At 44.7% G+C, this 14,607-nt stretch carries 14 protein-coding genes; 4 read left to right on the top strand and 10 right to left on the bottom strand.

From position 1 onward, the window contains the following. Positions 1–16 precede the first annotated feature (16 nt). The 8 genes from rseP to rpsB form a co-directional block, all read right to left on the bottom strand. Positions 17–1,375, bottom strand: a complete 1,359-nt coding sequence (rseP, locus tag AB4274_RS14395) for a sigma E protease regulator RseP (RefSeq protein WP_048616174.1) — start codon at positions 1,373–1,375, stop codon at positions 17–19. Then, positions 1,372–2,580 carry a 1-deoxy-D-xylulose-5-phosphate reductoisomerase gene (gene ispC, locus AB4274_RS14400; protein ID WP_017060737.1) on the bottom strand — a complete coding sequence of 403 codons (1,209 nt, stop codon included), beginning with the start codon at positions 2,578–2,580 and terminating at the stop codon, positions 1,372–1,374. Before ispC ends, rseP begins: the two co-directional genes overlap by 4 nt. Positions 2,581–2,631: 51 nt before the next feature. Continuing rightward, the gene (locus AB4274_RS14405; RefSeq protein WP_371720846.1) at positions 2,632–3,474 is read right to left on the bottom strand and encodes a phosphatidate cytidylyltransferase; all 843 of its coding nucleotides are present in this window, start codon (positions 3,472–3,474) and stop codon (positions 2,632–2,634) included. A 15-nt stretch (positions 3,475–3,489) separates the two neighbouring features. Continuing rightward, on the bottom strand, positions 3,490–4,242 hold the full coding sequence (locus tag AB4274_RS14410; protein WP_017063364.1) for an isoprenyl transferase: 753 nt from the start codon (positions 4,240–4,242) through the stop codon (positions 3,490–3,492). 98 nt (positions 4,243–4,340) lie between these two features. Next, positions 4,341–4,898 (bottom strand): ribosome recycling factor, encoded by a 558-nt coding sequence (gene frr / locus AB4274_RS14415; RefSeq protein ID WP_017060741.1) that lies wholly within the window; start codon positions 4,896–4,898, stop codon positions 4,341–4,343. Positions 4,899–4,996: 98 nt separating this feature from the next. Further along, positions 4,997–5,728, bottom strand: coding sequence for a UMP kinase (gene pyrH / locus AB4274_RS14420; protein WP_017060742.1), 732 nt, complete (start codon positions 5,726–5,728; stop codon positions 4,997–4,999). A gap of 155 nt (positions 5,729–5,883) precedes the next feature. Further along, positions 5,884–6,729, bottom strand: a complete 846-nt coding sequence (gene tsf, locus AB4274_RS14425) for a translation elongation factor Ts (protein WP_010436487.1) — start codon at positions 6,727–6,729, stop codon at positions 5,884–5,886. A 138-nt stretch (positions 6,730–6,867) separates the two neighbouring features. Further along, positions 6,868–7,599 carry a 30S ribosomal protein S2 gene (gene rpsB / locus AB4274_RS14430; protein ID WP_009847420.1) on the bottom strand — a complete coding sequence of 244 codons (732 nt, stop codon included), beginning with the start codon at positions 7,597–7,599 and terminating at the stop codon, positions 6,868–6,870. A 457-nt stretch (positions 7,600–8,056) separates the two neighbouring features. Between rpsB and map the strand changes: the two genes are divergently transcribed. The 3 genes from map to AB4274_RS14445 all read left to right on the top strand — a co-directional run bounded on the left by map (position 8,057) and on the right by AB4274_RS14445 (position 12,260). Next, positions 8,057–8,935, top strand: a complete 879-nt coding sequence (gene map / locus AB4274_RS14435) for a type I methionyl aminopeptidase (RefSeq protein WP_017060743.1) — start codon at positions 8,057–8,059, stop codon at positions 8,933–8,935. 138 nt (positions 8,936–9,073) lie between these two features. After that, positions 9,074–11,695 carry a bifunctional uridylyltransferase/uridylyl-removing protein GlnD gene (gene glnD, locus AB4274_RS14440; RefSeq protein WP_372112407.1) on the top strand — a complete coding sequence of 874 codons (2,622 nt, stop codon included), beginning with the start codon at positions 9,074–9,076 and terminating at the stop codon, positions 11,693–11,695. Between the two features lie 181 nt (positions 11,696–11,876). After that, the gene (locus AB4274_RS14445) at positions 11,877–12,260 is read left to right on the top strand and encodes a DUF3461 family protein (RefSeq protein WP_004734354.1); all 384 of its coding nucleotides are present in this window, start codon (positions 11,877–11,879) and stop codon (positions 12,258–12,260) included. A 153-nt stretch (positions 12,261–12,413) separates the two neighbouring features. On the opposite strand, the gene truC is transcribed toward AB4274_RS14445, so the two are convergent. Next, complete coding sequence (gene truC, locus AB4274_RS14450) at positions 12,414–13,163, bottom strand: tRNA pseudouridine(65) synthase TruC (RefSeq protein WP_017060745.1); 750 nt, start codon at positions 13,161–13,163, stop codon at positions 12,414–12,416. Beyond that, entirely contained in the window at positions 13,163–13,477 is a 315-nt protein-coding gene (locus tag AB4274_RS14455) for a YqcC family protein (RefSeq protein ID WP_017063358.1), read from the bottom strand. Before AB4274_RS14455 ends, truC begins: the two co-directional genes overlap by 1 nt. 87 nt (positions 13,478–13,564) lie before the next feature. Here AB4274_RS14455 and AB4274_RS14460 point away from each other — a divergent pair, with 87 nt between their 5' ends. Then, positions 13,565–14,605 carry a DUF3549 family protein gene (locus AB4274_RS14460; protein WP_017060747.1) on the top strand — a complete coding sequence of 347 codons (1,041 nt, stop codon included), beginning with the start codon at positions 13,565–13,567 and terminating at the stop codon, positions 14,603–14,605. The last annotated feature ends 2 nt before the right edge of the window (positions 14,606–14,607 follow it).

Raw genomic sequence — 14,607 nt, forward strand, 5'->3', positions numbered from 1 at the left:
GCCTGTGAGAAACCATTCACAGACGAGTAAAATCATTAAATATTGCCAGAGCCATCAAAGAGAAGAGGATTGCACCTCCCACTCTGTATCCCATTTCCTGAACTTTTTCAGGCACCGGTTTACGAGTAACGGCCTCAATAGCGAAAAAGAGCAAATGTCCGCCATCAAGCATAGGCAGCGGAACCAAATTAATAATCCCCAAGTTAACACTAATCAGAGCCAAAAAGCCTAAGAAGTAAACCAAACCGTAATCGGCGGTTGTCCCTGCACCTTTGGCTATTGAAATCGGGCCACTCAAGTTATTTAAGCCAACATCACCAACGATGAGCTTCTTAAGCATTGTCAGCGTCAAACCAATGATTTGACCTGTTTTATCAAATGCTTTTCCTACTGACTCAATTACACCAAATTGTAACTCAAAGCGATAATCTTCTGGCCATTCTGCGACTTCTGGAGCAATACCTGCATAGCCGATTGTGGAACCATCAGAAAGCTCGCGGCTTTTTGGCGTCATAACTAATGACTGTTCAGTACCATTTCGTAGGACTACAAGGTCCAAGGGTGTCATCGGGTTTGAACGGATTAACTCAACAACCGACTGCCACTGTTCAATAGGCTGCCCATTAATCTCAACAATTTTGTCGCCAGCTTCTACCCCTGCATCGTATGCCGCACCGTCATCAATGACTTGAGCGAGCACTGTCGATATCTCTGGAGAATACGGTCTAAAGCCCAGCGTTGTCATTGCAGATTCAGTTTCTGGGTTGAATGACCAGTCTGAAATATCCAATGTCATCTGTTGTTCAAAGCCGATATCGTCTTGAGAAGCTACCGTTACAGTCATGGACTGATCACCAATATGCGATATCAAACCCATATTGACTGATTCCCAATCTGCGGTTTTGATTCCCGAAATAGATTTAAGTTCCATTCCAGTTTCAATTCCGGCTTGTGCAGCAATAGATTGCGGAGTAACTTCACCAATTACGGGTTTAACCGCCGGCACGCCAATCAAAAATACAAGCCAATAGGCAAAGACGGCAAAGATAAAGTTAAATGCAGGACCTGCACCAACTATCGCCGTTCTTTTCCACAATGGCTTCTTATCAAAAGCGTATTGTTGCTCGTCTTCAGAAAGGTCGTCTACACGACCATCAAGCATCTTAACGTAGCCGCCCAATGGAATGACAGACAAGCTGTACTCTGTGCCATCACGGCCAACTTTGCTCCAGATTGATTTACCAAAACCAATCGAGAATTTTTCAACTTTCACACCACAACGACGAGCGACCCAGAAGTGTCCAAACTCATGAACAGCAACCAGAATGCCAAGCGCTACGATAAAAGATGCGAAGTTCCACAGAATTCCACTCATGCTAGCTGCTCTTTAATAAATTGAATGGCTATTTGACGAGACATATTATCGAGCTCGAGAAGGCTTTCCAAGCTATCTAAACCCTCAGAGTTATGTTGTTCACATACTTTGCTCATAACGTGTTCGTTAATGACAGCAATATCGGTAAACTTCACCTGATTGTTCAAGAAAGCATCGACCGCGATCTCGTTTGCTGCATTAATGGCTGTTGTCGCATGCTGACCTAAGTAGCACGCTTCAATCGCTAACCTCAAACACGGGTAACGACTGAAATCTGGTTCTAAGAAGGTAAGCTCACCCACTTTAGTAAAGTCTAAAGGCTTAACACCCGCCTCGGTACGATTAGGGTAAGACATCGTCAAAGCGATTGGCGTTGCCATATCTGGTTCGCCCATTTGAGCAAGCACAGAGCCATCCTTGTACTGAACCATCGAGTGAATCACAGACTGCGGGTGAATGATGACCTTTAACTGCTCCTGAGAAGCATTAAATAGCCATTTCGCTTCAATGTACTCTAGCCCTTTATTCATCATAGTCGCAGAATCGACAGAGATCTTAGGCCCCATAGACCAGTTAGGGTGTGCAATTGCGCGTTCAGGAGTCACTGATTCGAGTTCAGCCACATCGGTATAACGGAAAGGACCACCAGAACCAGTCAGAAGAATATGGTTAATGCCGTTTTCTTCAAGGTTACAGCGGCCTAGGTTAGTTTGTACGTTCTGCGGAAGGCATTGGAAAATAGCATTATGCTCGCTATCGACAGGAAGCAGCTCTGCACCGTATTTTTCCACGGCGTCGATAAACAACTGCCCAGACATCACCAAAGCTTCTTTGTTTGCAAGCAAGATACGCTTGCCCGCTTTAACCGCAGACATAGTAGGAAGTAAACCAGCGGCACCAACAATCGCGGCCATTACCGTGTCCACTTCCTCTAGAGAAGCAACCTGACACATGCCTTCAGTGCCTGAAAGTACTTTTACGTTAGGGTAACTCACGGACAACACTTCAGTCAGTTGAGACGCTGCATCAGAGCAAGCCATAGCAACATAGCTTGGTTGCCACTTTTCAACTAACGCCAGCATCTTTTCAACATTCGAGCCTGCAGCCAGTGCAACCACTGAATAGAGATCTGGGTTTTGCTCAACGACTTTTAGTGTACTTGCACCAATTGAGCCGGTAGCGCCAAGGATAGTTAGATTTCGCATCACATATGACCGTAGAAATGTAATAAAGGGCAGAATCACTGCCCTTTTTTATTAGAATGCTAAATAAAGCAGAGCAAAGACAGGGAATGCAGCCGTTAAGCTATCTATTCTATCTAGTATACCACCATGACCAGGAATCAGATTACTGCTGTCTTTCACCCCAGAAACACGCTTAAACATGCTTTCAACAAGGTCACCTAGAACAGAAATAACAACGGTCACAAGGGTAATAACAATCATGTGAAGTGGGCTTGTGAATTGGATGTCAAACAAGTCAGCAAAGATCCAAGCCACGATCACCGCAGTAATAATGCCACCGATAAGACCTTCAATCGTCTTATTAGGGCTTACCGCTGGTGCCATTTTACGCTTACCAAAACTCTTTCCTGAAAAGTATGCGCCGCTATCTGCAGCCCAAACAAGCAAGCAAACAAACATCACCAGTTTAGCACCGTGGTAAGGATCAGCATCGATACCGTTAGCACGCAGGATAACCACACTCCAGAAGAATGGCAGCAGAGTCAGCACACCAAAGGCGTGACGAAGAAGAGAAGAGGCTTTCCATGCAGGCATAGACTTAGGATAAGTCACCGCCATGCCACTCGCGATTACCCACCAAATCGAGCCAATCGTTAGAATGGCGTAGTGAGCAGTAGACAAGTTATTAAGGCTAAATGCATCAAAAGGGATAAAAGCAAAACTTGCAGCACTTACCACAACCGTTGGAATCAACGCTACATAACGTGATTTGCTTTCAACAAACTGAGTCCACTCCCAAAAACCCAATAGCGAGATTACCGCTAGTGAAAGAATAAATGTAGGAAGTGATAACTCGAAAATACCTAGAATAACTAGGGGAGCTAAAATCAACGCCGTAATAATTCGTTGTTTCAAACCAAAAAATCCTTATTAACTGTCCATCAGAGCTTTAATTTGCTCACCGGTGCATCCAAAACGACGCTCACGGTTAACAAACCAAGTCACAGCTTCTACTAAGCTGTCTTCATTAAAGTCTGGCCAGAATTGTTCAGTGAAATACATTTCGGCGTAAGCCAACTGCCAAAGCATAAAATTACTAATGCGGCATTCGCCACTGGTACGGATAAGTAGATCGACTTCAGGAATATCTGCCATTGTCAGGTGCTGTGTAATCATAGCTTCATCAATGTCATCTACATTAATATCACCAGACTTTACCTGTTGAGCAATAGAGGTCATTGCTTGCTGAATATCCCACTTACCGCCGTAGTTAGCTGCAATATTAATAACCATACCCGTATTGGTGCTAGTCAAAGCTTCCGCTTCTTCTATCTTCTTTTGTAGTCGATCATTGAAACGACTTTTATCACCAATAACACGAAGTTGTAGATTATTTTTATGAAGCTTTTTAACTTCACTCGACAGCACTGAAATAAACAGTTCCATCAAGATACCGACTTCTTCTTCAGGACGACGCCAGTTTTCGCTACTAAATGCAAAAAGAGTAACGGCTTTAATGCCAAGTCTGGCTGCAGAAGAGATAGTTTTACGAACGGCTTGAACACCGTTTTTATGGCCAAAGACGCGAGGCTTGCCCTGAGCTTTTGCCCAGCGACCATTACCATCCATAATGATAGCAATGTGTTTAGGAAGAGAGTCTGTGAACGCTTGAGAATTATGCATAAAAGAGTGAATCAAATTCTAATAGTCGAACAGAGTAGCATAAAAAAACGCTGCACCGTGAGTACAGCGTTTTTCCGGAAAGAAAAGAATATGGAAAATTAAACTTCCATCAACTCTTTTTCTTTAACAGCTAGAACTTCGTCTACGTTCTTAACCGCAGCGTCAGTTAGCTTTTGAATTTCGTCTTGTGCTTTACGATCTTCATCTTCAGAGATTTCTTTATCTTTAAGAAGTGCTTTTAGATCGCCATTCGCGTCACGACGGATGTTACGGATAGCAACACGGCCACCTTCAGCTTCGCCACGAACGATTTTAACTAGGTCTTTACGACGCTCTTCCGTTAGCGGTGGAAGTGGAACACGGATAACTGTACCCGCAGACATAGGGTTTAGGCCTAGGTCAGATGTCAGGATTGCTTTTTCAACTAGAGGAGTCAGTGTTTTATCAAACACTGTAATAGCTAGTGTACGTGCATCTTCAGCGATAACGTTAGCTACTTGAGTCAAAGGCGTTGGAGCACCGTAGTACTCAACAGTAAGACCAGAAAGTAGGCTCGGGTGCGCACGGCCTGTACGAATCTTTTGCAGGCTGTTTTTTAGTGCATCAACACTTTTTACCATGCGCTCTTGAGCGTCTTTTTTGATTTCGTTAATCACAATTTCACCTTGATTATGTTCTTTCTTCAAGAAAGCTTTTTATTTGGAGTGATAAGGATAAGCTTACCAAGGTACAACACCTCAGTAAGCCCGAAAAATTAGTCAGCGTCGCTGATTAATGTACCTTCAGTTTCACCCATAACCACGCGACGTAGTGCGCCTGGTTTATTCATGTTAAATACACGGATTGGCATTTTGTGATCACGTGCTAGCGTAAATGCAGCCAAGTCCATTACTTTAAGTTCTTTATCAAGAACCGTGTTGTAAGACAACGTATCATACAACTCTGCGTCTGGGTTTGCTACAGGGTCAGAAGTAAATACACCATCTACTTTTGTCGCTTTTAGAACTACGTCAGCTTCGATTTCGATACCACGTAGACATGCAGCAGAATCCGTAGTGAAGAATGGGTTACCCGTACCAGCAGAGAAGATCACAACGCGACCTTGACGTAGTTGGCTGATTGCATCTGCCCAGTTGTAGTCGTCACACACACCTTTAAGAGGGATTGCAGACATTACACGTGCGTTTACGTAAGCACGGTGAAGAGCGTCACGCATTGCAAGGCCGTTCATTACCGTTGCAAGCATACCCATGTGGTCACCAACAACGCGGTTCATGCCAGCTTCAGCAAGACCAGCACCACGGAACAAGTTACCGCCACCGATAACAACACCAACTTGAACGCCTAGTTCAACCAATTCTTTTACTTCTTGAGCCATACGATCAAGGATCGTTGGGTCAATACCAAAACCTTCTTCGCCTTGTAGCGCTTCACCGCTAAGTTTTAACAGAATACGTTGATACACTGGTTTAGGGTTCGTAGTCATGGAGTTTACCTTCCAAAGAGTTGATGATTAACAGTCATGGATAAAAACTGAAGAGCTCAGTTTGCATTCATAACAGCTAAAAGTCGGAAATAATTCATTATTCATAAAAAGACCGCAGCATTTGCCACGGTCTTTTTCAAACAATACGCTAAGGATTAACCTTTTTGTACCGCAGCAACTTCGTCAGCGAAGCTCATTTCAGCCGCTTTCTCGATGCCTTCACCAACTTCTAGACGTACGAAGTCAGATACTGAAGCGCCTTTCTCTTTCAGGATAGCGCCAACAGTTTGCTTAGGCTCCATGATGAAAGCTTGACCAGTTAGAGAGATTTCGCCCGTGAATTTCTTCATACGGCCAACAACCATTTTCTCTGCGATTTCAGCTGGTTTGCCTTCGTTCATAGCGATTTCAACTTGAACTGCTTTTTCTTTCTCAACTACGTCTGCAGGTACGTCTTCTGGGTTTAGGAACTCAGGACGTGATGCAGCAACGTGCATTGCAACGTGCTTAAGCGTTTCAGCTTCGCCTTCACCAGCAACAACAACACCGATTTTCTCGCCGTGACGGTAAGAAGCTAGTGCAACACCTTCAACGAATTGTACGCGACGGATGTTGATGTTTTCACCGATCTTAGTTACTAGTGCAATACGCGCTTCTTCAAATTTAGCTTGAAGAGCAGCGATTTCTAGACGTTCTGCTAGAGCAACTTCAGCAACTTCGTTAGCGAATGCAAGGAAACCTGCATCTTTAGCTACGAAATCAGTTTGGCAGTTAACTTCAAGAAGAGCAGCTGCGCCGTTTGCTTCTTTGATGATGATTGCGCCTTCAGCAGCAACGTTACCAGCTTTTTTAGCTGCTTTCGCTGCGCCAGATTTACGCATGTTTTCAATTGCTAGCTCGATGTCGCCTTCAGCAGCAACAAGTGCTTTTTTACATTCCATCATGCCCGCAGCTGTGCGTTCACGAAGTTCTTTAACTAGAGCTGCAGTTACAGTTGCCATTCTCTATTCCTCAGTAAATTCTAAAAAAGATAAAAAACAGGGGCCTAATTAATTGGCCCCTGATATTGACTGTATTCAGTCCGTTAAGCCACCGATTATGACCGCTTAATATGAACTAAATATGGCTCAGAGCCGCTATTATTCAGCTTCTACAAAACCGTCTTTTTCAGCAGCTACAGCAGCAACATCTTTGTTACGACCTTCTTTAACCGCGTCTGCAGCAGCGTTTAGGTAAAGCTGTACTGCACGGATTGCATCATCGTTACCTGGGATAACGAAGTCAACGCCGTCTGGGTTAGAGTTAGTATCAACTACAGCGTAAACTGGGATACCTAGGTTGTTTGCTTCTTTAACTGCGATGTGTTCGTGATCAGCATCGATTACGAATAGAGCGTCTGGAAGGCCGCCCATGTTCTTAATACCACCAAGAGATTTCTCTAGCTTCTCCATTTCACGAGTACGCATTAGAGCTTCTTTCTTAGTAAGCTTGTCGAAAGTACCGTCTTGAGCTTGCGCTTCAAGTTCTTTCAGACGCTTGATAGACTGACGAACAGTTTTGTAGTTCGTTAGCATACCGCCTAACCAGCGGTTGTTAACGTAGAACTGGTTGCTGTTGATAGCAGCTTCTTTAACAGCTTCAGATGCAGCGCGCTTAGTACCAACAAAAAGAACTTTACCTTTCTTCTCGCCAACTTTAGCAATTTCAGCTAGAGCGTCGTTGAACATTGGTACAGTTTTTTCTAGGTTGATGATATGTACTTTGTTACGAGCACCAAAGATGAATGGCTTCATTTTTGGGTTCCAGTAACGAGTTTGGTGACCGAAGTGAACACCAGCTTTAAGCATATCGCGCATTGATACAGTTGCCATTTTAAAATCCTCTATGGGGTTAGGCCTCCACATCCCCCATGAATCCGACCCCTAACAACTAACCACTTTTCAGCCGTTATCTATGTTGTTGAGGCACCCCGGAACATGTGTCGGAATGTGTGTGATTTAAAGAAATAAGTTAGTGGACACAAAGCTTGTTTCGCCAATTGGAGAAAACAGTCCTGATGTCCGGCGCGCTTTATACCATATTTTGTCTATCTATGGCTAGAAAAAATTCTAAAAATGGCGACTGCTATACTGATCCCTATCGGCGAATTTCACCTATAAATAGTGTCGCTATTCATTCACTTCTGTCTCAATAAATTGATCACGATTCACTCACGTTGAGCAGTATCCACCAGCAATGTATGGGCATGGGAATGTTGCGCTAAATTGCTGCACTGATAGAATAGCCCCAATATGCACACTTAGGTGCTACCAAATTAAGAGATATGCAATGGCTGTAAAAATTAAAACTGCTGAAGAAATTGAAAAAATGCGCGTCGCCGGCAAGCTGGCCGCTGACATTATTGAGATGATCGAACCTCACATCCAAGTGGGTACCACGACGGAAGAGCTCAATACGCTTTGTCATGAGTACGCTCTAGAAAGAGGTGCATACTCTGCGCCACTCGATTACCACGGTTTCCCTAAGTCTATCTGTACGTCTATCAATCATATTGTGTGTCACGGCATTCCCGCGTCACAAGACGAAACGGGTAGCACAGGTCAATTCAAACCTGCGGTACTCAAAGATGGCGACATTCTGAACGTTGATATCACAGTTATCATCCCTGATGACGCAAATGCCGATCTTAGTACTCGCCCTCAAGGCTACCACGGTGACACCTCTAAGATGTTCCTAGTGGGTGAGGTTTCACCTGCAAACAAGCGTCTGTGCATGGTTGCTCAAGAAGCACTTTACGAAGGCATGCGCCAAGTTAAGCCAGGTGTTCAACTTGGTCAAATCGGTACTGCTATCGAGAAGTACATCAAAACAAACAACAAGAACAACCCACGCGCTAAGTTCTCTATTGTTAAAGATTACTGTGGTCACGGCATTGGTTCTGAATTCCACGAAGATCCACAAGTAGTTCACTACAAGAACAGCGATCGCACCGTGCTAAAAGCAGGCATGTGCTTCACTATCGAGCCAATGATCAACGCGGGTAAGTTTGGCTGTCGTCTTGATGACGAAGATAGCTGGACAGTATACACAGCAGACAGCAAGAACTCGGCTCAATGGGAGCACACTCTGGTTGTAACTGATACTGGTTGTGAAGTACTAACACTGCGCAGCGATGATACAATCCCACGTATCATGAAGAACGCTTAGTTCACCGAACTGAGCGCATCAGCCTTTTAAAAATATCCTCGCATTGTCGAGGATATTTTTTATCCACTCAATTTCGATTTTCCATCAGCTTCTGTTAAATTGTTTACTATTCTCATTTGCTTGCACGGATAGCAGACTATGCCTTATCAATGCCCTCTTACGTTCAATGACGAACAAATTGAAATCTGCGAATTAAAAAATCAGCTCGAGATCTTCACGCAGTATCAAAAAAATGAATTTCTGAACCACCATCCCGTCACCGATTTGGTTCTACTGCGCTCCGAATACATGGATTTACTTCTCAATCGTTTGTGGGAAAATTTCGGATTCAACAAACTGCCTCATATTTCACTTGTCGCAGTGGGTGGTTATGGTCGTGGCGAACTGCATCCTTTGTCTGACATTGATATTCTCATTGTCTCGCAAAAAACACTACCACCAGCTCTTGGTGAAAAGGTCAGTCAATTCATTACTCTACTTTGGGATTTAAAGCTCGAAGTTGGCCATGCTGTGCGAACTATTACTGAGTGTCTCGATATCGGCACCGATGATTTAACCGTCGCGACCAACCTACAAGAGTCGCGATTGTTATGTGGTAGTGAAGACACTTTCCAAGAACTAAAACTGAAGATTCATTCCGATTCATTTTGGCCAAGTGAGACGTTTTACAAAGCCAAGATTCAAGAACAGAGAGAGCGTCATGCTCGCTACCACGACACCACCTATAATTTAGAACCGGACATCAAATCGACTCCGGGAGGGCTCAGAGACATCCATACCCTGAGCTGGGTTGCGCGTCGCCACTTCGGCGCGACCTCTTTGTTAGAGATGAGCAAATACGGCTTTCTGACCGATGCTGAATATCGTGAGCTCGTTGAGTGCCAAGATTTTTTATGGCGTGTTCGCTTTGCATTGCATATTGAACTGCGCCGTTACGACAACCGTTTAACGTTCGCGCATCAAGCTCAAGTCGCTGAACATCTGGGTTATACGGGTGAAGGAAACCGTGGTGTTGAGATGATGATGAAAGAGTTCTACCGAACCCTTCGTCGTGTTGCTGAACTGAATAAGATGCTGCTTAAGCTGTTCGATCAAGCGATCATCAATGGCGGTCAAACCCAAGACGCTGAAATTCTCGATAGTGATTTCCAACGTCGAGGTTCGTTGATCGAAGCGCGCAAGCCTGCCCTATTCCAAGCAAGACCAGAAACCATTCTCGATATGTTCATCCATATCGCCAATGACTCGACTATCGAAGGGGTAAGTCCACCAACATTGCGACAACTGCGTACGGCACGCCGTCGATTGAACCGATTCCTGCATACCATTCCTGAAGCTCGTGACAAGTTCATGGATCTAGTTCGCCACCCTAATGCCCTGCACAAAGCCTTTAGCTTAATGCACAAATTGGGCGTGCTCTCTGCGTACTTACCGCAGTGGAGCCAGATCGTTGGTCAGATGCAGTTTGACCTATTCCATGTTTACACCGTGGATGAGCACAGTATCCGCCTGCTCAAGCACATCAACCGCTTTGGTCAAATCGAAAACCACGATAAGCACCCTATCTGCTGTGAAGTCTATCCTCGAGTACAGAAGAAAGAGTTGCTGATCCTTGCCGCTATCTTCCATGACATCGGCAAAGGCCGCGGCGGAGACCACTCTGAGATAGGTGCGGTTGAGGCTTACTCTTTCTGTATTGAACACGGGCTATCGAAGCCTGAAGCCAAACAAGTCGCGTGGTTGGTACAAAATCACCTATTGATGTCAGTAACGGCTCAACGTCGTGATATCTACGACCCAGATGTGATCACCGAATTCGCCAAAAAAGTGCGTGATGAAGAATCACTCGAGCTACTGGTTTGTTTAACCGTTGCCGATATCTGTGCGACTAACCCTGAGCTATGGAACAGTTGGAAACGAACCCTGTTAGCTGAGCTGTTCCACTCAACGCAGCGAGCACTGCGCCGCGGCTTGGAAAACCCTGTCGATGTCAGAGACCGTATTCGTCACAACCAACAAATGGCATCAGCACTGCTGCGTAAAGAAGGCTTCACCGCTCGTGAGATTGAAGTGTTGTGGCAACGCTTTAAGGCCGATTATTTCTTGCGTCACACACATAAACAAATCGCTTGGCACTGTGAGCACTTACTTCGCCTAGAAGACCCAAGCCAACCGTTAGTGCTGATCAGTAAGAAAGCGACGCGTGGTGGCACAGAAGTGTTCGTTTATTGTAAAGACCAAGCAGCACTGTTTGCGACCGTGGTTGCCGAACTCGACAGACGTAACTTTAACGTTCATGACGCGCAGGTCATGGTTAGCAAAGATGGTCATGTTTTGGATACCTTTATCGTACTAGACCAGCACGGCGAAGCGATTGATGAAGCAAGACACAAAGCCGTTGCTAAACATCTGACTCATGTATTGACTGATGGCCGCCCGACTAAGATTAAGACGCGTCGCACGCCACGTAACTTGCAACACTTTAAGGTCAAAACCTTAGTTGAGTTCCTACCAACCAAGAGCAAGAAACGTACCTTGATGGAGTTAAGAGCTCTTGATACGCCGGGGTTATTGGCTCAAGTCGGTGCAACCTTTGCGGAGCTAGACATCAACTTGCACGGTGCGAAAATCACCACGATAGGTGAGAGAGCTGAAGATTTGTTTATTCTGACCAGTGATGCGGGAGGCAGACTGTCTGAAGAACAGGAACAAGCGCTAAGAGAAAGGTTAACTGAGCATGTTTCAGAACTCGCACCTTAGAAAGCGAATTCAGTCTAAAAACAGGTTTAATAACCAAATAAGTGTGGGCAAAGATAGAGAGCGATCTTGCCCACAACTTACAATCAATTCACAGATATCAACTATCTAGCTCGTCGTTAGGCTGCTACATTGATCAAGTCAATTACATAAAAGTATTACATTCATAACCTAGAGGTCGCTTATGTATCCAAACCTCACTGGCTTAGGTATCCACGAACCTAAACAGATTGAACGTTACTCCCTTCGCCAAGAAGCGCACAAAGATATCCTGAAGATTTACTTTCGTAAGCAGAAAGGGGAACTGTTCGCGAAAAGCGTTAAATTTAAGTACCCACGACAAGTAAAAAGTGTGCTTGTTAGCGGTGGCAATAATCAATACAAAGAAGTGACAGAGATTAACCGCAACCTCACTCTTGTGATTGATGAACTCAACAAAATCACCAAACCGACGCCAACGGCTGAGGTGGATGTGAAGCAGAAGATCCTTACCGACTTACGCCATCTAGAGAAAGTGGTATCAAGCAAGATCGCTGAGATCGAAGCTGATCTAGAAAAGCTAAAATGATCCCGCGACTAACTATTACTGTTAACTAACCAACATTAGTTATGCCGTTAAGGTTATACAGATACAAAAAGGGCTGATATCACTATCAGCCCTTTGTTTTTTATTCTATTTTCTCTATTCACTTAGACTGGAGATTGCCTAAACACGCGAGACTTACTTAGACAAGCAAGTTTGAGCATCGATTAAGTTAGTATCCCACTCAAAGGTTTCAAACAACCTTAGCCAAGTTTCATCAAGGTTGGCCTTCATCACCAACTCTTCTTTTGTGAAAGGATGGATAAAGCGAAGCTCAGAAGCGTGCAACAACAAACGATGCGAATCTAAATCATCACGGAACAGTCGATTGTGCTTACCATCACCATGTGAAGTATCACCGACAATCGGATGTCTTAGATGAGCCATGTGACGACGCAGCTGATGTTTGCGACCTGTCTTTGGCATCATCTCAACCAAGCAATAACGACTGGTAGGAAAGCGTCCTGTTGAATATGGCACTTCTACTTTTGCTAGCGGTTCATAGACTGTCACTGCCTCTTGCGCTTCTTTGTCTTCTTTCGCGAACTTATCTGCGATCTTATCCAGCTCAACCTTAAGTGCATAATCGAGCGTATCGCCCTCTTCTATCCAACCACGGACAATCGCATGATAGGTTTTTTGCATCTCATGATTAGCGAACATTGGCATCACCTGTGAAGCAACCTCACTCGACAACGCAAACACCAACACACCCGATGTCGGTCTGTCTAAGCGGTGTAATGGAAATACATGCTGACCAATTTGATCGCGCAATGTCTGCATAACAAATTGCGTTTCGTGTTTATCCAACCATGAACGATGCACTAGCATGCCAGCGGGCTTATTCACCGCGACAAAGTACTCATCTTGATAAATGATCTCTAACATTACGCACATACCTCATCAATGCTCTGAATTGTCACTAGCAGTTCGACTTTGTCTGCCTCATTTTTCCACACTTCACCAAAATAAGGATGGATAGCAAAGCCTTTCGGTAGGCTCATTTGGGCATCCATCATTGCGTTGATCTTAACGATAAAGATCCACTGCAACCACTCTTCCGGTTGTAACGAATCAATCCCGAAAGGTTCAACGCTCGCCAGAGCTTCATCCGAAGGCGGAAGCGTGCTCCATAGCGAACATTGGCGCATTTGTTCTTCTAATTGTTGAAGTAAAAGAGGTAACTTTGTGGCTGCTGTCATTTTTCACCAAGTTATTTATCTAGTGACCTTGAAATTGGGGCATAGAGTACCATCTATTTAGGAAAGAAAGTTAGGAGCTTTATTACTATGGAAACGATTCACACGCTCACTCAGTTACTAAAGAATAGCGGTTGCCAGTACGATATCTACGACCTAGGTCGCCGTATTCAGAAGATCGACAACACCTTATTCTCTGATGTTGAGCAAGGGAAACAGCCGTACCCATTTCCACTTCAGAAACAAGCTCACTTAGCGATTAGTTACTGGAACGAACACAAGCAACCTTGGATCTGGTTCCTAAAATTCAAACTGGACGAAAGAGGCCTATTACATCAAGGTGATGTCGGCAATTTCCTTAAGTTTGTTATCGAAGCGATGGGCACACGTTTGAACGGTGAGATCAGCGAAGAGCAACAACAAAAGCTGTCAAACAACCCATATACCTTCAAGCCTTCAGAAGACAAAATGGCCGTGTTCCATAGCCAAGTAAGAGCAGGTTTAGACCTTGCAACGAGCCAATACTACGAACACGCTCAACACTACTTCACAGGCGATCTAGGCTGGGACAACTGGAAAACCGTTGGCCTACAAGGCATCACTGATATGTGTGCTCGTTTAGGCAGCCAACAAAATGGTGTCGCGATTCGCAAAGCATTGAATAAGCTGCCTTCAGAACCTCTATACGCGACTCTCGGGGCGCTTGAGCATACGCAAATCAATGACAAGCTCGCTCAACGCTTACAAGAAATGGCAGAGAATGAGATTAACAGTCAAGAGCCAGATCTGTTCTTACTGTCAGCACTGGTACGTGCCCTTTCTGGCGCAGAGCAAAGCACAACCAACGCCGTAATTAACCAAGTTCTGGCTAGCCCGCGCTTAAGCCACCAAGAAGTATTGATTGGTTTGGCTGGTCGCAGCTGGCACGCACTGCAAGATCCTGCGATTGCTGAGCAGTTCTTGCTGCGTCTCGCACAAACGGGCAACCAAAACTTGTTCAATCAGTTATTTGCAGATTTAGTGATGATTCCGACACTGAGAATGGTATTTTTACCATTATTGAACTCGAACCCATCACCAGAACTCGCCAATGCACTTGTAGAATTACAACAAGCGGCTAAGTCGCAATAGAT

It is taken from the genome of Vibrio sp. 10N.261.55.A10 (assembly GCF_041470825.1).
Taxonomy (GTDB): Bacteria; Pseudomonadota; Gammaproteobacteria; order Enterobacterales; family Vibrionaceae; genus Vibrio; species Vibrio crassostreae_C.